At 68.1% G+C, this 20,768-nt stretch carries 24 protein-coding genes; 17 read left to right on the top strand and 7 right to left on the bottom strand.

What is annotated here, in order from left to right; translation table 11 throughout:
- The first annotated feature begins 109 nt into the window (after nucleotides 1–109).
- Both radC and BLS85_RS08365 read left to right on the top strand, forming a co-directional pair.
- Nucleotides 110–841 carry a RadC family protein gene (gene radC / locus BLS85_RS08360; protein WP_425438473.1) on the top strand — a complete coding sequence of 244 codons (732 nt, stop codon included), beginning with the start codon at nucleotides 110–112 and terminating at the stop codon, nucleotides 839–841.
- Between the two features lie 103 nt (nucleotides 842–944).
- Nucleotides 945–1,400, top strand: coding sequence for a helix-turn-helix domain-containing protein (locus BLS85_RS08365; protein ID WP_245699144.1), 456 nt, complete (start codon nucleotides 945–947; stop codon nucleotides 1,398–1,400).
- A 57-nt stretch (nucleotides 1,401–1,457) separates the two neighbouring features.
- On the opposite strand, the gene BLS85_RS08370 is transcribed toward BLS85_RS08365, so the two are convergent.
- A complete protein-coding gene (locus tag BLS85_RS08370; protein ID WP_092785137.1) occupies nucleotides 1,458–1,832 on the bottom strand; it encodes a flagellar basal body rod C-terminal domain-containing protein in 375 nt (124 codons plus the stop codon).
- Nucleotides 1,833–1,876: 44 nt separating this feature from the next.
- Nucleotides 1,877–2,317, bottom strand: a complete 441-nt coding sequence (locus BLS85_RS08375) for a hypothetical protein (protein WP_143027136.1) — start codon at nucleotides 2,315–2,317, stop codon at nucleotides 1,877–1,879.
- Nucleotides 2,318–2,588: 271 nt separating this feature from the next.
- Between BLS85_RS08375 and BLS85_RS08380 the strand changes: the two genes are divergently transcribed.
- Complete coding sequence (locus tag BLS85_RS08380; protein WP_092785143.1) at nucleotides 2,589–3,131, top strand: glycine cleavage system transcriptional repressor; 543 nt, start codon at nucleotides 2,589–2,591, stop codon at nucleotides 3,129–3,131.
- Here BLS85_RS08380 and BLS85_RS08385 read toward each other — a convergent pair.
- Nucleotides 3,123–3,680: a L,D-transpeptidase family protein gene (locus BLS85_RS08385; protein WP_425438474.1), complete on the bottom strand. Its 558-nt coding sequence runs from the start codon at nucleotides 3,678–3,680 to the stop codon at nucleotides 3,123–3,125. The genes BLS85_RS08380 and BLS85_RS08385 overlap by 9 nt on opposite strands.
- Nucleotides 3,681–3,700: 20 nt before the next feature.
- Nucleotides 3,701–5,155 carry a hypothetical protein gene (locus tag BLS85_RS08390; protein ID WP_092785146.1) on the bottom strand — a complete coding sequence of 485 codons (1,455 nt, stop codon included), beginning with the start codon at nucleotides 5,153–5,155 and terminating at the stop codon, nucleotides 3,701–3,703.
- A gap of 266 nt (nucleotides 5,156–5,421) precedes the next feature.
- Between BLS85_RS08390 and BLS85_RS08395 the strand changes: the two genes are divergently transcribed.
- The 6 genes from BLS85_RS08395 to BLS85_RS08420 all read left to right on the top strand — a co-directional run bounded on the left by BLS85_RS08395 (nucleotide 5,422) and on the right by BLS85_RS08420 (nucleotide 10,125).
- A complete protein-coding gene (locus BLS85_RS08395; protein WP_245699145.1) occupies nucleotides 5,422–6,105 on the top strand; it encodes a LolA family protein in 684 nt (227 codons plus the stop codon).
- Nucleotides 6,106–6,411: 306 nt separating this feature from the next.
- The gene (locus tag BLS85_RS08400) at nucleotides 6,412–6,723 is read left to right on the top strand and encodes a hypothetical protein (protein ID WP_092785149.1); all 312 of its coding nucleotides are present in this window, start codon (nucleotides 6,412–6,414) and stop codon (nucleotides 6,721–6,723) included.
- A gap of 294 nt (nucleotides 6,724–7,017) precedes the next feature.
- Nucleotides 7,018–7,692 (top strand): AzlC family ABC transporter permease, encoded by a 675-nt coding sequence (locus tag BLS85_RS08405; RefSeq protein WP_092785424.1) that lies wholly within the window; start codon nucleotides 7,018–7,020, stop codon nucleotides 7,690–7,692.
- Nucleotides 7,689–8,033 (top strand): AzlD domain-containing protein, encoded by a 345-nt coding sequence (locus tag BLS85_RS08410; RefSeq protein WP_092785152.1) that lies wholly within the window; start codon nucleotides 7,689–7,691, stop codon nucleotides 8,031–8,033. The genes BLS85_RS08405 and BLS85_RS08410 overlap by 4 nt, the downstream gene beginning before the upstream one ends.
- A complete protein-coding gene (locus BLS85_RS08415; RefSeq protein ID WP_092785155.1) occupies nucleotides 8,030–8,836 on the top strand; it encodes an alpha/beta fold hydrolase in 807 nt (268 codons plus the stop codon). The genes BLS85_RS08410 and BLS85_RS08415 overlap by 4 nt, the downstream gene beginning before the upstream one ends.
- A 56-nt stretch (nucleotides 8,837–8,892) precedes the next feature.
- Nucleotides 8,893–10,125: a CaiB/BaiF CoA transferase family protein gene (locus tag BLS85_RS08420; RefSeq protein ID WP_092785426.1), complete on the top strand. Its 1,233-nt coding sequence runs from the start codon at nucleotides 8,893–8,895 to the stop codon at nucleotides 10,123–10,125.
- Between the two features lie 166 nt (nucleotides 10,126–10,291).
- On the opposite strand, the gene katG is transcribed toward BLS85_RS08420, so the two are convergent.
- The 3 genes from katG to BLS85_RS19705 all read right to left on the bottom strand — a co-directional run bounded on the left by katG (nucleotide 10,292) and on the right by BLS85_RS19705 (nucleotide 13,301).
- Complete coding sequence (katG, locus tag BLS85_RS08425; RefSeq protein WP_092785157.1) at nucleotides 10,292–12,466, bottom strand: catalase/peroxidase HPI; 2,175 nt, start codon at nucleotides 12,464–12,466, stop codon at nucleotides 10,292–10,294.
- Between the two features lie 294 nt (nucleotides 12,467–12,760).
- Nucleotides 12,761–12,949 (bottom strand): ABC transporter permease family protein, encoded by a 189-nt coding sequence (locus tag BLS85_RS19700; protein ID WP_342729369.1) that lies wholly within the window; start codon nucleotides 12,947–12,949, stop codon nucleotides 12,761–12,763.
- A 67-nt stretch (nucleotides 12,950–13,016) separates the two neighbouring features.
- Nucleotides 13,017–13,301 carry an ABC transporter permease subunit gene (locus BLS85_RS19705; protein ID WP_342729371.1) on the bottom strand — a complete coding sequence of 95 codons (285 nt, stop codon included), beginning with the start codon at nucleotides 13,299–13,301 and terminating at the stop codon, nucleotides 13,017–13,019.
- A 453-nt stretch (nucleotides 13,302–13,754) separates the two neighbouring features.
- Here BLS85_RS19705 and rplU point away from each other — a divergent pair, with 453 nt between their 5' ends.
- The 8 genes from rplU to grpE all read left to right on the top strand — a co-directional run bounded on the left by rplU (nucleotide 13,755) and on the right by grpE (nucleotide 20,623).
- Complete coding sequence (rplU, locus tag BLS85_RS08435) at nucleotides 13,755–14,054, top strand: 50S ribosomal protein L21 (protein WP_092785160.1); 300 nt, start codon at nucleotides 13,755–13,757, stop codon at nucleotides 14,052–14,054.
- A 47-nt stretch (nucleotides 14,055–14,101) separates the two neighbouring features.
- On the top strand, nucleotides 14,102–14,380 hold the full coding sequence (gene rpmA / locus BLS85_RS08440; protein ID WP_092785163.1) for a 50S ribosomal protein L27: 279 nt from the start codon (nucleotides 14,102–14,104) through the stop codon (nucleotides 14,378–14,380).
- 120 nt (nucleotides 14,381–14,500) lie between these two features.
- Entirely contained in the window at nucleotides 14,501–15,556 is a 1,056-nt protein-coding gene (gene obgE, locus BLS85_RS08445) for a GTPase ObgE (protein WP_092785165.1), read from the top strand.
- Complete coding sequence (gene proB / locus BLS85_RS08450; protein ID WP_092785168.1) at nucleotides 15,553–16,740, top strand: glutamate 5-kinase; 1,188 nt, start codon at nucleotides 15,553–15,555, stop codon at nucleotides 16,738–16,740. Before obgE ends, proB begins: the two co-directional genes overlap by 4 nt.
- A gap of 102 nt (nucleotides 16,741–16,842) precedes the next feature.
- Nucleotides 16,843–18,120: a glutamate-5-semialdehyde dehydrogenase gene (locus BLS85_RS08455; RefSeq protein ID WP_092785170.1), complete on the top strand. Its 1,278-nt coding sequence runs from the start codon at nucleotides 16,843–16,845 to the stop codon at nucleotides 18,118–18,120.
- Between the two features lie 16 nt (nucleotides 18,121–18,136).
- Nucleotides 18,137–18,712 carry a GNAT family N-acetyltransferase gene (locus BLS85_RS08460; RefSeq protein ID WP_092785173.1) on the top strand — a complete coding sequence of 192 codons (576 nt, stop codon included), beginning with the start codon at nucleotides 18,137–18,139 and terminating at the stop codon, nucleotides 18,710–18,712.
- A gap of 118 nt (nucleotides 18,713–18,830) precedes the next feature.
- The gene (gene hrcA / locus BLS85_RS08465; protein WP_092785175.1) at nucleotides 18,831–19,883 is read left to right on the top strand and encodes a heat-inducible transcriptional repressor HrcA; all 1,053 of its coding nucleotides are present in this window, start codon (nucleotides 18,831–18,833) and stop codon (nucleotides 19,881–19,883) included.
- A 41-nt stretch (nucleotides 19,884–19,924) separates the two neighbouring features.
- On the top strand, nucleotides 19,925–20,623 hold the full coding sequence (gene grpE / locus BLS85_RS08470) for a nucleotide exchange factor GrpE (RefSeq protein WP_092785178.1): 699 nt from the start codon (nucleotides 19,925–19,927) through the stop codon (nucleotides 20,621–20,623).
- The last annotated feature ends 145 nt before the right edge of the window (nucleotides 20,624–20,768 follow it).

Consider the following 20,768-nt stretch of genomic DNA (forward strand, 5'->3'; position numbering starts at 1 on the left):
GTTGGGGATGCGGAACGGGGGCCGTTGACCGTGTCCGACCCCACGTGAACAGTTGAAATCACGGGCCATGTCTCCGACGCGACGTCGTTCCCCGTCCGATGATCCCGGCTTGCCCCTGGGCGACCGGCCGGAAGCGGACGCCCCGGGTGGCGACGGGACATCGGGCGTCGGCAAGCCGCACTACACCGGCCACAGAGCCCGGCTGCGGGAGCGGTTTCTGGCCGACCCGGAAGCCATGCCGGATTACGAGCTTCTGGAACTGCTGCTCTGTCTGGCGCAGCCGCGCGGCGATGTGAAGCCGCTGGCCAAGGCGCTGCTGGCCCGGTTCGGCGGTTTCGCCGAGGTGGTCAGCGCCGAGCCCGAGAAGCTCCGCTGCGTTAAGGGTCTGGGGGAAACTGGCGTGGCCGCGCTGAAAACGGCCCAGGCGACGGCGGTGCGGCTGTTGCGCGACCGGGTGCGGAACCAGCCCGTGCTGTCCTCGTGGGACCAACTGCTCGATTACTGCCGGGCGGCCATGGCGTATGGAGCGGTCGAGCAGTTCCGCCTGCTGTTCCTGGACACCAGAAACCGTCTGATCGCGGACGAGCCGCAACAGAAGGGGACGATCAACCATACCCCCGTCTATCCGCGCGAGGTGGTTCGCAGGGCGCTGGACCTGCATGCCAGCGCCATTATTCTGGTGCATAACCATCCGTCGGGCGATCCCACCCCGAGCAAGGCGGACATTCAGATGACCCTGCAGATCCGGAACGCCGCCCATGCGGTCGGGGTTTCGCTGCACGATCACGTCATCGTCGGTCGGGACGGTCATGTCTCGTTCAAGGCACAGGGATTGCTATGATATTCGGAGGAAGCGCCAGATTTTGCTTGAATTGTTGGTTTATTTGGATCAACAATTTAGGCGTTCAGGGGCAGGAACAGACCATATATGGAGTGGGGCGCGCGTGCTTGAGGAATATGCTACCGTCGTCCAGTTGATCGAACGACTGCACCGCCATTTTCTGGATGTCCTGCGGACCGAACTACGTCGCGTCGGGAACGAGGACATCAACGCGGTGCAGGCGCTTCTATTGTTCAACATCGGCGAGGACGATGTCGTGATCCGCGATCTACGGGATCGCGGCTACTATCACGGATCAAACGTCTCCTACAACATCAAGAAATTGACGGAGATGGGGTATCTGACGCAGGAGCGCAGTCCGCACGACCGGCGGGCCACGCGGCTGCAACTGACGGATCGGGGCTTCGAGGTGCGGCGCGTCGTCAAGGAGCTTCAGGGCGTCCTGGTTGATCGTATGGGGCGCAACGGCGTGACGCCCGATGTGTTGCGCGGTGGTGCCAAGGCCCTTGAGCAGATCGAACGGACCTGGACGGACTACGTCCGCTACGGGCCGGACTGAGCCGGACCTGTCCGCTCGGTTCCGAAACCCTGTCGGGACCCTCGCGGGCCTGGGCTGTTACTCGACGATGTCGAGCAGAGTATCCTGCATCTCGTCCGCGGTGCGGATGATGGCGGCGGCGCTTTCATAGGCGCGGCTGGCGCTGTTCAACTCGACGATCTCTCCGGCCAGGAACACGTTGGGTATCGCCTCGTCACCGCCCTGCGGGGCGGGAACCGTGACGTAGGCCGGATCCACCGGCTGAACGGTGGGGCGCACGCCTCCTGTTCCCTCCGAGATCGGCACCACTTGACGCGGGGTGTACCCCGTGTATCCGGATGCCGGGTCATGGGGGACGCGGTTGCTGGCGTTGACGATGTTATCCGCCGCCACGGCCACGCGCGTTTCGGACAGTCTCAAGGCGGAAACGCCGATGGACAGGGCGCCGATCATGCCGTGTGTGTCCTTTCGTCTCAGAGCGTTTGGCCGTCACGCCGTTAAAGGCTGAGGTCGAGATTCTGACCTATCAGGTCGCTTGGCAGGGATCGCGTGATGGCGCGGATGGATCTCTCGTAGACCTCCGCCCCATGAATGATGACACTGCGGATGGGCGTTCTGCCCCGCACCTCACCATTGCCGTGGCGGGTGTTGGGTGCGGTGAACTGGTCCGGCGCCGGTGACCTGACGGTCCTGGATGTCGGGGTCGAGAGGTCCGGACGGGCATCACGGCCGCGTCGTCTGTCCGCCGGGAAGTCCTCCATCGGCGGCCGGTCGCCGTTCGAGCGGGCCTGGGCGGCGGATGCGTCTGGAATCGCGGCGACGAACCCGGTCTGGTCTTCTTCCTCCGCCTTGCCGCCCGTTCCGGCACGCGCCACCGCCGCCCGCGTTGCCGAGGGTGAGGAGGGTGCTGTCCCGATGGTCGGCGTTGTGGGGGTCACCGTGGCCTCCCGTCGTACCTTACCGCCCCGCTCAGCCGAGTCTGATTGGCGACAAGGGGCGACAAGGCCTACGTTTCCATACATACCGAATATGGGCCGATTCTATTCGACCGTCAATTGCACGACGTTAACAATGCCTTAAGGCATAGTCAGTGACGCCGGTCACAGAACGGCCCGCCGGTCGCGTTCGTCAGGTCCCTTGCGGAGAGCGGATGTCTCTGTAGGATGGCCGCGCACCGCCCGAGAAAACCGGTTTTGTGGGAGATCCGAAATGCCACACACCCTTCACGTTCAGGTGTTCTGTCCCGACCGCACCGGCTTGGTTTCGGGCCTGACGGCCGCGCTGTTCGATCTGGGCGCCAATCTGGGCGACACTCGGTTCGCGGTCCTGGGGCAGCGGGCGGAATTCTCGGCCGTGGTCTCGGTGGCGGACGACATTACCGCCGAGCAGGTGGGCGCCGCGATGCGGGACTGCCCGGAGGCGGTCGAGGCGGATGTTTCCGTCATGCCCTATGACGCCTGGGTGAATCCCGAGGGCGGCCCCAACATCACCCATCATGTGTACGTGACGGGCGGCGACAGGCCCGGTCTTGTGACGCGTCTGGCCGAGGTGTTCGGCGATTTTGACGCCAACATCGCCACCATGAACGCTCAGGCCATGCCGCAGGACAGCAGTCAGTACATCATCCGGTTCGCTGTCGCCATCCCGTCGGGCCGCGAGTCCGCCTGTCTGGCGACCGTGTCCAATACGGCCCAGTCCATGGGGATGACCTATCGCGTCGAACCTGTGCTGGCGCAACACCCGTCACCGTAGCCGAACCTCCAGCGTCGGCCGTTCCGGCAGGTCGGCCAGCACCGCCAGAAGGTCTGACTGTCGCAAGGCGACACATCCGGCCGTGGGTCGCAGTCCGTGGCGCGCCGACGGATCGGGGCGGGCGCAATGCAGGAAGATGGCGCTGCCCCGTCCCGGCTCGGGCGGGCTGTCGTTGTGCCCCAGCACCACCACGATGTCGTACAGATGGTCCGTTCGCCACAGCATTTCGTGCCCGGCGGGATGGGGCAGGGTGACGAGGCGGTTATAGTCGGCGTGGCCGGGATCGTCGCACCATCCCATGTCCGGCGTCAGCGCCGTCAGGGGTAACCCCGAACGACCGAGACCCGGCGGCGCCGTCAGCCGATCCGGGCGCCAGAATACCCGCCTGAGCGGCCATGCGCCGAGCGGTGTGGCGCCGTCGCCTTCCTGTTTCAGCGTGGTGGTGCCGAAGCGGCCCAGCGCGCAGGGCAGGCACCGCGCCCCGCGTCGGAGCCAGCCGTCGGCGGTTGCCGCCAGGGCGGGCGGGACGGATGGGGGCGGGGCGGTCACGGCGGATGGTCCCGTCGGCCTTAGGTCAGTGGCGCACCGTTCGCATCGGCTTGCCGTTCCGCGTCATACCGACGCATGGCGTCGAAAACCCTCTGCGAGAACCAGGGCTGGGAAACCACCGGAGAAGACGGGTCGCTGTCGCCGATTGCCGGCGCCTGTTCGGTGGATCCGTCGACCGGCAGGGCGCGGAAACCCGGTGTCTCGGAGACCGAAGTGCCGCCGGCCGTCAGGGGGGGGGCGCTCCCGTCGGCGATCCGTCGGGCGCGTTCGGCGGCAGCCGCCGCCACATGTTGTCCGCGTGCCTGGAGACCGGCCATGGCGGCCGGTTGAGGTAGCAGGCTTTCCAGGCGGGCCGCGTTGGCGCTGTTGATGGCCGGGTTGGATTGAGGCGCGCTCGCCCGGCGGGGTGACCGGCTCCCATCCTCGCCCCGGCGGTTCGGGTTAGCCCGGTAGTCGGCCAGGGTCATGCCGGTGGGACGGCCGGTCGGCACGGATGCGGTCGGTCGGGCGGCGGCCAGCCGTTCGCGCAGAGCCTCGCGACCGCGTTGGATGTCGGCGGGCATGGCCATGGCCGGGCCGGCGTCCGGAGGGGTTGTTGCGCCGGATCGGTTCGAGGATTGGGGCTGCTCCATCGTCGGCGCGTTGCGGTCCTGTCCGGCGGGGGTCTGGGAATCGTGGCTCATGTTGTGCTGGCTCTGCTGATCGGGACTGGTGGGAAGGGGGGCGCTGACCATACCGCGCGGCGCGCCGTCGGGCATGGCAAGGGGGGAGACGCCGGGCCCGGGCCGGGCCGGGCCTTCGGGGCGTGGCCCGCCGCCGGCATGCGCGGCATAGGCCGAGAGCGCCGCCGACTGGGCGCTGTCCAGGGTGATGATCCCCTCCCGCAGCCCCTGCGCGGCCGCCTGTTCGGCGGCCAGCCGACCGGACTCCGACGCCAGAAGCATGGCCCCGAGGGGCGCGGTGGTCGGCGGCTCCATCGCCATCGCGGCTTGGCCGGGGATCATGGTTTGGGGCGCGTTGCTGGCAATGGCGAGCGTCGAGGCGCCATTTCCCAGCAGGTTGCCGCCGAGCGGGGTGGTGCCGGCCAGGGTTTCCGCCGCAGCGGGCGTGGCGGGGTCACTCGTCGGCGCGGTGTCTTCGGTAAAGGCCGCCAGAACCAATTCGCCGGGATCCTTGCCCGTGGTTTCGTAGACCACGGCGCTGGCGATGCCCGCGACCGCGCCCATGCCGCCCCCGAACAGAGCGCCGCCGGCCACGCGGGCGAAGGAGCCGATTTCGTCCCCCGTCAGTTCCCGGTAAACCATGTTCACCAAAGGGATATGCTGAAGCGGATTGAAGATGTCGAGCACGTCCCAGAAGCTGAACTGCTCGACCACCTCGTCAAATGTATAGTAGGGCTGGCCCTCGTAGACGGGGCGGGGTGCTACACGGTAGGGGTATGTCTGGGTGTCGGCGGTGACGGCATCGGGGGTCATGGGCGCGTCCTCCTGACCGGCGGGCAGCAAGGAACGTGCCACGCCGGGAGGCCCGAGCCGCAACATGGCGCGGTTTGTTGCGTGGCTCATCGGCGGGCAGGAACGCGCTGTCGAGGCGTTCACCCCGGCAATACTTGCCGGGTCTGTCCGTTCCGGAAGCGCTCCGGGCGGCCCATGATCGCGCCACATTCGGCGTGTAGTTATCGGACGGTATCGGGCGGGGTGTCGTTGCCGCCGTCCGGTTCGTATCATCGCGAGGAGATTCAATGGTCCGACACCGTCACCGTGTCCGGGTTCCGGCCATCGCCGTGGCCCTGATGGTCATGACCTTCAGCCCCGTTGGCCTGACCGGGCCGGGGATCGTTTCGGCGTGGGCCCAGGCGCCGCAACCGTATCTGATGACAACCCAGGAAGCGGTGCAGTTGAAGCAGGCCGCCGCCTATCTCAACAGTGTGGGCACCATGCGGTCCCGGTTCGCGCAGACCTCGTCAACAGGCAACTACGCGGAGGGGACCGTCTACATGAAGCGTCCGGGGCGGCTGCGGATCGAGTATGATCCTCCGGCCGACGTGCTGGTCGTGGCCAATGGCTCCAGCCTGATTTACGAGGACGGGGAACTCGATCAGGTCAGCTATATCGGGTTGGGCGATACGCCCCTCGGTATTCTGCTGCGGGAGTCCGTCGAGTTCACGGATCCGGCGATCACGGTCATCGGCATGCGGGAAGCGAACGGACTGCTCGACATTGACATGGTCGAGACCGACGATCCCGGGCAGGGGACCCTGACCCTGCGCTTCGCGTTGAACCCCATGGAACTGCGCCAGTGGAAGGTGCGCGATGCCCAGAACGTCGAGGTGGTCGTGACCCTGCTTGCGGCCCGGTTCGGCGTCGATCTGGACGACGACCTGTTTTTCTACGCGCGACCGCCGGGGTTCAGTCAGACGGATTGACCCCATGTCGTGCGGGCAGATCGCCCCAGCGCGGGGTCCCGATCCGAGCGTTCCGGCGGCGAATGGGCGGTATGAACAAGATGCATGCGGGTCATGCATCGGTTGAGGTTTAAAAGTCGCCGGCCCGTTCTATGTAAGACTCATGCGACGGCGGGGTCTTGACCGCGCCGTCCAGGCGAGGATACCGGCATTCCCCCCCGGCCGGCCCTCGCGCTCCCATGACGGAGCCTCTGGCGCCCGGCCTCTCCCCCCATTGGCCGGGCGCCTTTTCCGTTCTGGACCGCCGCCGTTTTCTGGAGATACCCCATGAGGATGGTTTCGCAGCGGGGTCTTGTGATCGTCGGTCTGGTGTCAGGGCTGTTGGCGGGATGCGCCGACAGCCGGGAGGATCACTGGACCCGGGCCGGAACCACCCCCGCACAATCGGAGTCCGATAGCCGTGCTTGCAAGCGCGCGGCCGACGAGCACGCCATGCGCCGGGTCCATCAACCGGATCGGGCCGCCCCGGGCGGGGGCTTCGGGGTTGATCCGATGGCCCAGGTGGACCAGGCCGAGGCCCGCCGTGCCTACCGCGCCTACTACGATGCCTGCATGGAGGCGCGGGGCTATCAACCCTGATCGCGGGGCCGCAGCCCTCCGGCCCTCACCTCCTGCCCAAGCCCGGCTTATCCCCGCCATGAGAAAAGCGGTCTTGTGAGGTCCGCATCGGTTCGGCAAGGTGGCCCGCTGTCCAGACGCTGGCGTATGGAACGGGCCGGATCGGCGTGCTCCACGCGCCACATGACCGGCTCGTCACCGAGGAGAACCGTGATGTCCGCGAGTCCGCCGTTGTCCTCGCCGTGCCCCGAAAGCCTCGCGTCGGATACCCGGCCGGGCCCGAGAGGCAGTTTCCTGGCCGGCGCGCGAAGCATCATGCCGATGATTCCCGCCATTATTCCCTTTGCCCTGGTGTCCGCCTACGCGGCCCGGGAAGCCGGCCTGTCGATGGCGGAGGCTCTGGGCCTGTCCACCATCGTGTTCGCTGGCGCCGCGCAGATGGCGTTCGTTTCGCTGATCGCCTCGGGCGCCGTGGCGCCGGTGATTCTGGCGACGGTGTTGGTGATCAACCTTCGCATGGTGATGTATTCGGCGTCTTTGGCGCCGCACTTTCGCGCCGAGCCGGTTTGGCGGCGTCTGCTGATGGGCTATGTTCTGACCGACCAAGCCTTCGCCATCTCCATCACGCGTTTCAACGAATCCGGCAACGGCGTACACAAGGGCTGGTTCTATCTCGGCACCGCGTTGCCGCTGTGGGCCGTCTGGCAGATCTTCACCCTGGTGGGGCTGTTGCTGGGGGCGCGGTTGCCGGCGGACTGGGGTCTGGAGTTCACCGTGCCGCTGGTCTTTCTGGTTCTGCTGGTGCCCGCGATCCGCGACCGCCCGAGCGCCGAGGCGGCGCTGGTCGGGGGCGGGGTCGCGGTGATGCTGGCCGGTCTGCCGTACAATCTGGGCCTGATGGTGGGGGCCGTGTCGGGCATCGTCTGGGGTGTGCTGGCAGAGCAGCGCCGCGACCGGCGGGGCGGAGCACCGGCGGAGACCGTGTCATGAGCGACCTTCTCGAACAGCCCTTCTCGTCGCCCGTCCTGTGGGGCCTGATCATCGCCTGTGGCCTGGGCACCTGGATGCTGCGCCTGTCGTTCATCCAACTCGCTGGCGTCTGGAGCCTGCCGCGCTGGTTCTCGCGCGGGCTGCGCTATGTGCCGCCGGCGGTTCTGGCGGCGCTGGTTGTGCCGGCGGTGTTGCAGGCGGACGCGCTGTTCACGCCGGAGTGGGACTGGACCCGTCCGGCCGCCGGTCTGGTCGCGGCGGCGGTGGCCCTGACCCGGCGGGTCGTTCTCACCCTGGTTGTCGGCATGGTGGCGTTGTGGATCTTCATGGGGTTGGGATGATCGCGGAAGACTTGGGTGTTCTTGTCGACGGCGTCCGGTTGCCGGCGTGCCGGCTGCGTCCCGACGGCGCCGCCGCCGATGCCCCCGTGCTGGTGTTCCTGCACGAAGGCCTGGGCAGCATCCGGCTGTGGAAGGATTTTCCGGAAGCCCTGTGCCGGGCAACGGGCCTCCCGGGTTTTGTGTACGAACGTCAGGGGCACGGCGACGCCGACTCGTTGAACCACTGGCCGCGTCCGGTGCAATACCTGGAGCATGAGGCGGAGCATGTGTTGCCGCGCGTGCTGGAGGCGGCGGGGATCGAGCGTATGGTGCATGTCGGCCATTCCGACGGCGGCTCCATCGCGCTCCTTCACGCGGCGCTGCGGCCGTCGGGGCTGCTGGGTGTGGTGACCGAGGCCGCCCATGTCTTCGTCGAGGAGATCACCCTGGCCAGTATCCGCGCCGCCCGCGACGCCTACCGGCATGGCGACTTGCGGGAGAAGCTGAAGCGTTGGCACGGCGTCAACACCGACGGCGTGTTCTGGGGCTGGAACACCACATGGCTGGAGCCCGCGTTCGCGGCGTGGGACATGACCGACCGGCTGTCGGCGATCCGCTGTCCGCTGCTGGTGCTGCAAGGCGACAAGGACGAGTACGGCACGCTGGCACAGGTCGAGGCCATCTGTCGCGGGAGCGGCGGGCCGGCACGGCCCGTGTTCGTGCCGGGGTGTGGACACGTTCTGCATCACCAGGGGCGCGCGGCGGTTCTTGACGCCATGGTCCCGGCCATCCAGGAATGGACAACCCCGGCGGCGGCGTCCTGATCGCGTCGGCCTCCGGATGCGTGCCGTGACCCAAGGACGGGAGCCCCGTGCGGACCATGACAGAAGCCTCGCAGCCTGCCGGCCCCCTGGCCGGTGTTCGTGTTCTTGACCTCAGCCGCGTGCTGGCGGGGCCGTTCTGCACCCAGCTTCTGGGCGACCTCGGCGCCGACATCGTCAAGGTGGAACGCCCCGGCAGCGGCGATGATACCCGCGCCTGGGGGCCGCCGTTCCTGACAGACCGTGACGGCCGCTCGACCCGGGAAAGCGCCTACTACGTCTCCATCAACCGCAACAAGCGCTCGCTGGCGCTGGACATCGCCAAGCCGGAGGGACAGGCCATCGTGCGGCGACTGGCGCGGCGGTCGGACATCCTGGTGGAGAACTTCAAGGTCGGCGGGCTGGCCAAGTACGGACTCGCGTACGAGGATCTCAAGGGCGAGTGTCCACGCCTGATCTACTGCTCGATCACCGGCTTCGGGCAGAGCGGCCCCTATGCCGCGCGCGCCGGTTACGATTATCTGGCCCAGGGCATGGGCGGCATGATGAGCCTGACCGGCCCGCCGGACGGTGACCCGGTCAAGGTGGGCAACGCCAACGCCGACCAGTTGACCGGGATGTATGCCGCCGTGGCGATCCTGGCGGCGCTGCACCGCCGCGCGGAAACCGGCCGGGGCCAGCATATCGACGCCAACCTGCTCGACTCCCAGATCGCGTGGCTGACCTATCAGGCGCAGAACTGGCTGGTCTCGGGAGAGGCCCCGAAGCGGCACGGTAACGCGCACCCCAACATCGTGCCCTACGACACCTTTCCCGCCGCCGACGGGCACCTGATCCTGGCCGTGGGCAACGACCGCCAGTTTCGGCGTTTCTGCGAGGTGGCGGGCCGGCCGGAGATGGCCGACGACCCGCGCTTCGTCACCAACGCGGATCGGATCGCCCACCGCGAGGCTCTGACCGCCATTCTGCGGCCGCTGATCGCCACCCGGTCGCGCGACGACTGGCTGGCGGAGCTGGAGGCGGTCGGCGTGCCCAGCGGACCGGTCAACAGCATCCCGGATGTGTTCGCCGACCCACACGTTCAGTCGCGCGGCATGACGGTCGACATGGCCCGCCCGGATAGCGACGATCCGTTGACCCTGATCGCCAATCCGCTGCGGTTCTCGGAGACCCCCGCGACCTACCGCCGTCCGCCACCCAGCGTGGGCGGGGATACCGCCTCGGTGCTCGATGAGCTTGGGGTGTCGCGCGAGGAACAGGCGGCGTTGCGGGCGGCCGGCGCGATTGCGTGATCCCGCCCGGCGCGGTGATGAAGAAACATCAACGGCCGGAATCTCCGGCCGTTGATGTCCGCGCGGTCGTCCTGTTCGGAGGACTTGGTGTCTCCCCTCTGCCCCGTTCGGTCACGCGACGACAGACGCTGTCAGCCGGTGACCGAACGAGGTTCGGGGATCAGGGTCAGTTCAGATCAAAGCGGTCGGCGTTCATGACCTTGGTCCAGGCCGCCACGAAGTCGTTGACGAACTTCCCGCTGTTGTCGTCCTGGGCATAGACCTCGGCATACGCCCGCAGGACGGAATTGGACCCGAACACCAGATCGACGCGGGTCGCCGTCCACTTAACCTGATCGGTCTTGCGGTCCCGGATTTCGTAGGTGTTCTTGCCGACCGGGACCCACGTGTTGGCCATGTCGGTCAGGGTGACGAAGAAGTCGGTGGTCAGCGCGCCCTCACGGTCGGTGAAGACCCCGTGCTTGGTGCCGCCGTGGTTGGTGCCGATCATCCGCATGCCGCCGACCAGGACCGTCATCTCCGGCGCCGTCAGACCCATGAGCTGGGTTCGGTCGAGCATCAACTCCTCGGCCTTGGGCGCGTAGTCCGCCTTCAGCCAGTTGCGGTAGGCGTCGTGGATGGGCTCCAGCGGGGCGAAGGAGTCGGCGTCGGTCATGGCGTCGGTGGCGTCGCCGCGACCCGGCGCGAACGGCACGGTGACGTTGAAGCCGGCCGCCTTGGCCGCCTGCTCGACGCCGACGTTGCCCGCCAGCACGATGACATCGGCCACGCTCGCCCCGGTCTCGGCGGCGATGGGTTCCAGAACCCCCAGCACCTTGGCGAGACGCGCGGGCTCGTTGCCTTCCCAGTCCTTCTGTGGAGCGAGGCGGATGCGCGCCCCGTTGGCGCCGCCCCGGATGTCGGAGCCACGGAAGGTGCGGGCGCTGTCCCAGGCGGTGGCGACCATGTCGCCGACCGACAGGCCGCTGGCCGCGATGCGCGCCTTGACCGCGTTCACGTCATAGCCGGTGGGACCCTTGGGCACCGGATCCTGCCAGATCAGGTCCTCCGCCGGCACGTCGGGGCCGATGTAGCGGTCCTTCGGTCCCATGTCGCGGTGCGTCAGCTTGAACCAGGCGCGGGCGAACACGTCGGAGAAGTAGGCCTGATCCTTGGCGAAGCGCTCGGAGATCTCCCGGTAGACCGGGTCCATCTTCATCGCCATGTCGGCGTCGGTCATGATCGGGTTGTGCCGGATGGAGGGATCCTCGACATCGACCGGCTTGTCTTCCTCCTTGATGTCGACGGGCTCCCACTGGAACGCCCCGGCCGGGCTCTTCTTCAGCTCCCACTCGTGATTGAGCAGCAGCTTGAAATAGCCGTTGTCCCACTGCGTCGGATGGGTGGTCCAGGCGCCCTCAAGGCCGCTGGTGATGGTGTCGCGGCCGCAGCCCTTGCCGGTCGGATTGCGCCAGCCGAGGCCCTGCTCCTCCAGGTCGGCGGATTCGGGGTCGGGACCGAGCGCGGAGGCGTCGCCGTTGCCGTGGCACTTGCCGACGGTGTGGCCGCCGGCGGTCAGGGCCACGGTTTCCTCGTCGTTCATCGCCATGCGGGCGAAGGTCTCGCGCACCTGGGCGGCGGTCTTCAGCGGGTCCGGGGTACCGTTCACGCCCTCCGGATTGACGTAGATCAGGCCCATTTGCACGGCGGCCAGCGGGTTTTCCATGGTCTCCGGCTGGTCGACGCTGCCGTAGCGGCCGTCGCTCGGGGCCAGCCATTCCTTCTCGGCGCCCCAGTAGGTGTCCTTCTCCGGGTGCCAGATGTCCGCGCGGCCGAAGCCGAATCCGAAGGTCTTCAGCCCCATCGACTCGTAGGCGATGTTGCCGGCCAGAATGATGAGGTCGGCCCAGCTGACCTTGTTGCCGTATTTCTTCTTGAGGGGCCACAGCAGGCGCCGCGCCTTGTCCAGGCTGACGTTGTCGGGCCAGGAGTTCAGTGGGGCGAAGCGCTGGTTGCCGGTGCCACCGCCGCCGCGCCCGTCGGCGGTGCGATAGGACCCGGCGGCGTGCCACGCCATGCGGATCATGAGACCGCCGTAGTGTCCCCAATCGGCTGGCCACCACTCTTGGCTGTCAGTCATCAGGGCGCGCATGTCCTTCTTCAGCGCTTCGAAGTCCAGCGTCTTCACCTCGTCGCGATAGCGGAAGTCCGCGCCCATCGGGTTTGGCTTCGTATCATGTTGGTGAAGGATGTCGAGGTTCAGCGCATTGGGCCACCAGTCCATGTTCGAGGCGCCGCTGGCCGTGTTCGCGCCGTGCATGACGGGACACCCGCCGGTGTTCCCCGTTTTCTCTCCGTCCATGAGTTCCTCCCTGAGTGTCAAAGCCCGGATTTGATCCGTGTTCCAGCAGAGGTGATTTCAATACGCATGTCCAATCAATCATACTAACATTAATAATCGAACATATCGATGTATTTCGGATGCCACCGACCGAGTCTGTCACCCTTTCGATGTGGCCGGAGTGTCAAGCGGCGCTGAATGATGAAAACCATCGAGAGGCGATCGTGCCGTGGGTTCGGGAGCGGGCGTGATGGGTTCGGCCTACCGGGCCTCGGCGCCGATCTCACCTGGATGAAGACCGCGATCGACGAGCCGTCAACGGACACCCGCGCGTATGAACGACTGCACGAACTGGCGTTGGAACAGCAGGAAGGCCAGCATCGACGGGGCCACGGAGAGCAGCGTCGCCGCCGAGACCACCGACCAGTCGACGCCTGTTTCCGGCGCCCCGAACACCCCCAGGCCGACGGTCAGGGGCCGCGTCTCGACCGAGTGCGTGACCACCAGCGGCCACAGGCAAAGTGTTCCAGTGGTGACTGACCGACACCAGCCCATAGGCGAGGTACGTTGGTCAGGCGAGCGGCACATGGACCCGCCACAACACCCCAACTGTGCTGCAGCCCTCCAGCCGGGCGGCCTCCTCCAGTTCCTTCTGCGTGGACTTGAAGGCCTGTCGCAACAGGAAAATGCCGAACGCGCTGGCCATGTAGGGCAGGCCGATGCCCAGAATGGTACCGACAAGGCCCAGGTGGGCCAGCGTGGCGTCGTTTTCCACGATCAGGATTTCCGGTGCGATCATCAACTGCACCAGCACCAGCGCAAAGGCGATGTCGGCCTGACGCTGGCTCAATTCCATGGGGGTGCCTCTCCCGTCGGCGTTGCCATGAACGCGCGAACACCGCCGGTCACCTGATCACGCGCCAGATGAGTCATCAAATGAAAATCCGGTGACTGTTGTGTTGCAGCGCGAGTGCTCGAATGAACAGGCGGGGCCGTGTGACAACGGTGGCGCCGGGCACGCGGCGGATGCGCGCGAGATTTCCGGGGACGGGTTCGGTTGCGATCCGTGACCCGCCGTGTCGTGCTGGCGGCGAACCCGGCGCGGTTTGGGTCGCGCCAAGGGTTCCTGTCAGACATTCTTCAACCGCCGCGTGGCCGGTGAAGGGCCATCCTGGGACCTGTTGGGGAATCCCCTCTTGACACGCGTCCCGGCATGCGTAGAGTACCGCGCTCCCGAGGCGGCGCCGTGATGGTGCCGCCCGGTCAGGTTTTGTCTTCTCATCCCCTTCCTGTCCGTGCGAGTGAGACCATGTTCGCAGTGATCAAGACCGGCGGCAAACAGTACAAGGTCGCCGAAAACGATGTGATCAACATCGAGAAGCTGGAGGCCGAGGACGGCGCCAGCATCACCTTCGATGAAGTGCTGATGGTCGGCGACAAGGTCGGCACGCCCACCGTGTCCGGCGCCAGCGTCTCCGCCACTGTGGAGAGCACCTTCAAGGACAGGAAGGTGATCGTGTTCAAGAAGCAGCGGCGCCAGAACCACCGCCGCAAGAAGGGCCATCGCCAGACCCTGACCCGGGTGCGGATCACCGCCATCTCCGGATAGGGATCCGGGCAGCGGGCCGACAAGGCAAGCGAGAAACGGAGAGCATCATGGCTCACAAGAAGGCAGGCGGCTCGTCCCGGAACGGCCGCGACTCAGCGGGACGCCGTCTCGGCGTCAAGAAGTACGGCGGCGAGGTCGTGCTCGCCGGCAACATCATTATCCGCCAGCGCGGCACCAAGTGGCATCCGGGCGACAACGTCGGCATGGGCAAGGACCATACCCTGTTCGCCCTGAAGGACGGCAATGTGGCGTTCCGCAAGGGCTTCAAGCGCCGCACCTACGTCTGCGTCGAACCGGCCCAGCCGGTCGCCGAGGCGGCGGAGTAGGGCGCCCGGCACGCGCGCCCGCCCACCCCTCTGGGTGGGCCGCCGTCGATGAAGGGGAATGGCCCGGCCGTTCCCCTTTTTTGCGTTTATTGGACAGCCCGGCTTGCGGGGCACGCGGTCATGAAATTCCTCGATCAGGCCAAGATCTTTCTCAAAAGCGGCGACGGCGGCCCCGGCTGCGTTTCGTTCCGGCGCGAGAAGTACATCGAGTTCGGCGGCCCTGACGGCGGCGACGGCGGGCGCGGCGGCGACATCATCGTCGAGGCCGTGCCGAACCTGAACACGCTGATCGACTTCCGCTACCGCCAGCACTTCAAGGCCGAACGCGGTATCCACGGCATGGGGGCGAACCGCACCGGGCGGGGCGGGCAGTCCATCACCATCCAGGTGCCCGTCGGCACCGAGATCCTGGCCGACGACCACGAAACCCTGCTGGCCGACATGACCGCGCCGGGTCAGCGCGTGACCCTGTGTCGGGGCGGCGACGGCGGCTTCGGCAACGCGCGCTACAAGTCCTCGACCAATCAGGCGCCGCGCAAGTCCGGCCCCGGCTGGCCGGGCGAGGAGCGCTGGGTCTGGCTGCGGCTGAAGCTGATCGCCGACATCGGTCTGGTGGGCCTGCCCAACGCCGGCAAGTCCACCCTGCTGGCGGCCGTCACCCGGGCGCGGCCGCGCATCGCCGACTACCCGTTCACCACCCTGCATCCGAACCTGGGCGTGGCCACGGTGGACGATCACGAAGTCGTTCTGGCCGACATCCCCGGGCTGATCGAGGGTGCCCACGACGGCGCCGGCCTGGGCACGCGCTTCCTGGGGCATGTCGAGCGCTGCCCGGTGCTGCTGCATCTGGTGGACGGCACCGAGACCGACGGCGTCGATGTCGCGGAGGCCTACCGCATCGTGCGCGCCGAACTGGACGAATACGGCGCCGGGCTGGCCGGCAAGCCCGAGGTGGTCGCCCTGACCAAGGCCGACGCGCTGACCGAAGACCTGATCGCCGACCAGAAAAGCCGCCTTGAGGACGCCTGCGGGCGCGAGGTGGCGGTGATCTCCAGCACCTCCGGGCGCGGCCTGACGGAGGTGCTGCGCGCGCTGATGCCGGCCGTCCGCGCGGCGCGGGCGGAGACGCACGACCCCGAGCCCGATGACGCGGCGGAGGAGGCCTGGACCCCATGACCGCCGAGACCGGGCAACCCCTGGCGCGTGTGCCGGCCGCCGGGCGCATCCGCGCGGCGCGGCGGCTGGTGGTCAAGATCGGCTCGTCCCTCCTGGTGGACGACCGCACGGGGAAGACGCACCGCACCTGGCTGGACGCGCTGACCGACGAGGTGGCGTTGCTGCGTCGGCGCGGGCAGGAGGTGATCGTCGTCTCCTCCGGGGCCATCGCCGTGGGGCGGCGTATTCTCGGCCTGCCCCAGCCGGGCCGCGCCCTACGCCTGGAGGAAAAACAGGCCGCCGCCGCCACCGGCCAGATCCGGCTGGCCCACGCGTGGCAGGAGGCGCTGGCCCACCACGACATCACCGTGGCGCAGATCCTGCTGACCCTGGACGACAGCGAGAACCGGCGCCGGTACATCAACGCCCGCAAGACGCTCGAACAGTTGCTGGCGCTGGGTGTGGTCCCGGTGGTGAACGAGAACGACACCGTCACCACCCAGGAGATGCGCTTCGGCGACAACGACCGCTTGGCGGCGCGGGTGGCGGCCATGGTCTCGGCCGACGCGCTGGTGCTGCTGTCGGACATCGACGGCCTGTACACCGCCAACCCGCGCGTCGATCCCACCGCGCGGCGCCTGGACGAGGTGCGCGAGCTGACGCCGGAGATCGAGGCCATGGCCGGGGCGGCCGGCTCGTCCATGGGCAGCGGCGGCATGGTCACCAAGCTGATCGCCGCCCGCGTGGCCATGGATGCCGGCTGCGCCATGGTGATCGCGCCGGGCAAGGGGTTGGGGCCGCTGGCGGCGCTGGAGGCCGGCGGGCCGGGCACCTGGTTCCTGCCGGCGCAGGAGCCGCGCGCGGCGCGCAAGCGCTGGATCGCCGGGGCGCTGAAGCCGGAGGGCACCGTGGTCCTGGACGCGGGCGCGGCGCGCGCGTTGTTGCGCGGCAAGAGCCTGCTGCCGGCCGGGGTGACGCGGGTGGACGGCGCGTTTCAGAAAGGCGCGCCGGTGCGCATCGTCGATGCCGACGGCCGGTCGCTGGGCGTCGGGCTGTGCAACTATCCCGCCGAGGAGGCGCGGTTGTTGCTTGGCCAGCACAGCGGCGATATTGAACGGGTGCTCGGCTACCGGGGACCCGACGAACTGGTGCACCGCGACGACATGGCGCTGACGGTGGCGGGGGAGAACGGATCATCGTCGTAGGTTGGGGTGAGGCCCAGAGGGCCGAACCCCAACGGCAGCACAGCCGAGGGGTGTTGGGGTTCACTCCGCTCACCCCAACCTACGCATAGAGAAGGCTTGACCATGGACGCGCTCGATCAGACCACCGACATCGACGCCCTGATGCACGACATCGGCCGGCGCGCCCGCGCCGCCGGGCGGGTGCTGGGCACGGCGCCGACCGAGGCCAAGAACCGTGCGCTGACCGCCGCCGCCGCCGCCCTTCGCGCCCAGGCCGAGGCCATCAAGGCCGCGAACGCCCAGGACATGGCGGCCGGTGAGGCCAAGGGGTTGTCGAAGGCGATGCTCGACCGGCTGTTGCTCAACGATGCCCGCATCAAGGCCATGGCCAAGGGGCTGGAGGACGTCGCCGCGCTGCCCGATCCGGTCGGCACGGTACTGGCGGATTGGGACCGCCCGAACGGCCTGCGCATCGCCCGCGTGCGCGTGCCGCTGGGGGTGATCGGCGTGATCTACGAGAGCCGGCCGAACGTCACCGCCGACGCCGCCGCCTTGTGCCTGAAGGCCGGCAACGCGGTGATCCTGCGCGGCGGCTCGGAGTCGTTTCACTCGTCCCACGCCATCCTGGCCGCCGTTCACGCCGGTCTGGCCGAGGCCGGCTTGCCCGCCGACGCCTGCCAGATGATCCCCACCACCGACCGCGCCGCCGTGGGGGCGATGCTGCGGCTGTCGGACTTCATCGACGTCATCGTCCCGCGCGGCGGCAAATCGCTGATCGAGCGCGTCACCGCCGAAAGCCGGGTGCCTCTGTTCAAGCACCTGGAGGGCATCTGCCACACCTACATCCATGCCGCCGCCGACCCGGGCAAGGCGCGGGCGATCACGGTCAACGCCAAGATGCGCCGCACCGGCATCTGTGGCGCCACCGAAACGGTGCTGGTGGACCGCGCCGTCGCCGCCGCCATGGTCCCCGCGTTGGTGGAGGACCTGACGGCGGTTGGCTGCGCGGTGCGCGGCTGTGCCGAAACCCAGGCGTTGGATGCGCGGGTGCAGCCGGCGACGGACGCTGACTGGGACACGGAATACCTGGACGCCATCGTCTCCATGAAAGTGGTGGAGGGGCTCGACGAGGCCATCGCCCACATCGCCGCGCACGGCTCCGACCACACCGACGCCATCCTCACCGAGGATCCGGCCGCCGCCGAGACGTTCCTGAACGCCGTGGACAGCGCCATCGTCATGGTCAACGCCTCCACCCAGTTCGCCGACGGCGGCGAGTTCGGCATGGGCGCCGAGATCGGCATCGCCACCGGCAAGCTGCACGCGCGCGGCCCGGTGGGCGTCGAGCAGCTCACCAGCTTCAAGTATCAGGTGCGCGGGTCCGGCCAGACGCGGCCGTAAGAATGGCGAGGGCAAGATGCCCGACACAGCCACCGTTCATCCCCTCACGCCCGACCGCTTCCCCGACCTGGAGGCGCTGTTCGCCACGGGGGGCGAGGCCCGGGACTGCTGGTGCATGTACTGGCGGGTGACGCCGAAAGGCTGGGATGCCGGCAGCGGCGAGACGCGCCGCGCGGCGTTCCGCGACCGTGTCGCGGCCGGGCCGCCACCGGGCCTGCTCGCTTATCGCGGCGCGGAGGCCGTGGGCTGGGTGCAGGTGACGCCGCGCGCCGAGGTGCCGCGCTTCAACCGCGCGCGCTCGGCGAAGCCCAGCCCGCCGGACGCCGATCTGAACAGCGTCTGGGCTCTGTCCTGCTTCTACCTGCGCAAGGACGCGCGCCGCCGGGGACTGATGACGGTGCTGGCCCGCGAGGCCTGCGCCTTCGCCGCCCGCCATGGTGCGGCGGCCGTCGAGGCCGCGCCCATCACCCCGCGTCGACCCCTGATGTGGGGCGAGGGATACGTGGGCATTGCCTCCGCCCTGGAGCGCGCTGGGTTCTTGGTGGTCGAGACGCGCACCGACCTGCGCAGCCTCATGCGCTGGGTACCGTGAGTCCCGTCCAGCGCGCGATCGCGCTGGGCACCGTTGACGGGGTGTGGACCGCTCCCTAGATTTCGGCTCACCCTGGGCCGCTCGGCCCGGGAGATCGACATGTGGATGGCACCGCCCGATGGTCACCCCGGTTTCGCCCCTGACGGATCTGGACGCGCGCTCGCGCGAGGTCTTCCAGCGGCTGGTTGACACGTTTGTGGAGACCGGCGAGCCGGTGGGCTCGCGCACGCTGTCGCGCAAGATGTCGGTCGGCGTCTCGCCGGCCACCATCCGCAACGTCATGGCCGACCTGGAACAGGGCGGCCTGCTGTATGCGCCGCATGCGTCGGCGGGGCGGTTGCCGACAGAACTGGGCCTGCGCATGTTCGTCAACGGCCTGCTGGAGGTGGGCGCGCTGGATACCACGGAGCGCACCCGGATCGAGACCATGTGCCAGGCCGCCGGGCGCAGTCTGGAGGGCATGCTGGAGGAGGCGACGACCCTGCTGTCCGGCCTGTCCCAGTGCGCCGGGCTGGTGATCGCGCCGAAGACGGACGCGCCGCTGAAGCATATCGAACTGGTCCACCTGGGGCCGGGGCGGGCGCTGGTGGTGATGGTGGCTGCCAACGGCACGGTCGAGAACCGGGTGTTGGAGGTGCCCCGCGGTCTGCCGCCGTCGGCCCTGGTGGAGGCCACCAACTATCTCAATGCGCGGTTGGCGGAGCGTACCCTGGACGAGTCGCGAGAGGCCATCCTGGCCGACCTGGAGACGGATCGCAGCCTGCTCGATGACCTGTCGCGCAAGGTGGTGGCCGCCGGTCTGGCCACGTGGTCGGACGACAAGCCGGGCGCTGCCCTGATCGTGCGCGGGCAGGGCAACCTGCTCAACGACGTCAGCGCGGTGCAGGACCTGGAACGGATCCGCGCCCTGTTCGACGTGCTGGAGACCAAGGAACAGGTCCTTCGCATGCTCGATCTGGTGATTGACGCCGAAGGGGTGCAAATCTTTATTGGGGCGGAGAACGACCTGTTCACGCTGGCCGGGTGCTCGCTGATCGTGGCGCCCTATCAGAACAGCCGCGAAGAGATCGTTGGCGCCATCGGCGTCGTCGGCCCCACGCGCCTGAATTACCGGCGCATCGTGCCGCTGGTGGACTACACCGCGAAGGTGATCGGCCGCCTGATCGGTTGAGCCTCGTGTTTTCGACCTTCTGAAACGGATATGGACCCGCGATGACTCAGACCCATGCGAAGGATCAGCCCCGGGACGAGGCGCCGGACGCCACGCCGGAGGCCGAGGAAACCGTCGAGGACACCACCACTGGCGCCGAGGACGCCCAATCTTCGGACGGCGCCGACGCGCCGGCCGTCGAGGATGATCCGGGGGCGCGCATCGCCGAACTGGAGGCCGAGGTGGCGCGCCTGAACCGCGAGTACCTGGGCGCCCTGGCCGAGGCGCAGAACACCAAACGCATGGCCGACAAGCGCATCCAGGACAATTCCAAGTACGCGGTCTCCAATCTGGCCAAGGCCATCCTGCCGGTGGCCGACAACATGGACCGCGCGCTGGCCGCGGCCCCCCAGGAAGCGCGCGAGGCCGACCCGCACCTGAAGAACCTCGCCGTCGGCGTGGAGATGACGGCCAAGGAACTGCTGAACGCCCTGGGCCAGTATGGGGTGAAGCGCATCGAGGCGATGAACCAGCCGTTCGATCCCAACCTGCATCAGGCCATGCAGGAAATGGAGAATCAGGACGTGCCGGCCGGCACGGTGGTGCAGGTCTTCCAGGACGGCTATGTTATCCACGACCGCCTGCTGCGCCCGGCCATGGTGGTGGTCTCCAAGGGCGGGCCGAAGCGGCAGGCCCCGGTGGCGGATGCATCCCAAGCGGAGGGTGGCGCCGGCGGTCAGGGTTTGGACACGAGCGTCTAAGCCCGGCGGGCGCGCCGTCGGTTTTCGGTGCGGATGAGAAAGAAACAGGGACCCGTTGTAGGGCGGCTGGTTAGGGCTATCGGAAATACGCGTTTCCGCCAGCGTCCGCGATACCCGTTGGGACGGGACACGGCGCCGCCCCAAC

It is taken from the genome of Rhodospira trueperi (assembly GCF_900101965.1).
In the GTDB taxonomy this organism is placed as follows: domain Bacteria; phylum Pseudomonadota; class Alphaproteobacteria; order Rhodospirillales; family Rhodospirillaceae; genus Rhodospira; species Rhodospira trueperi.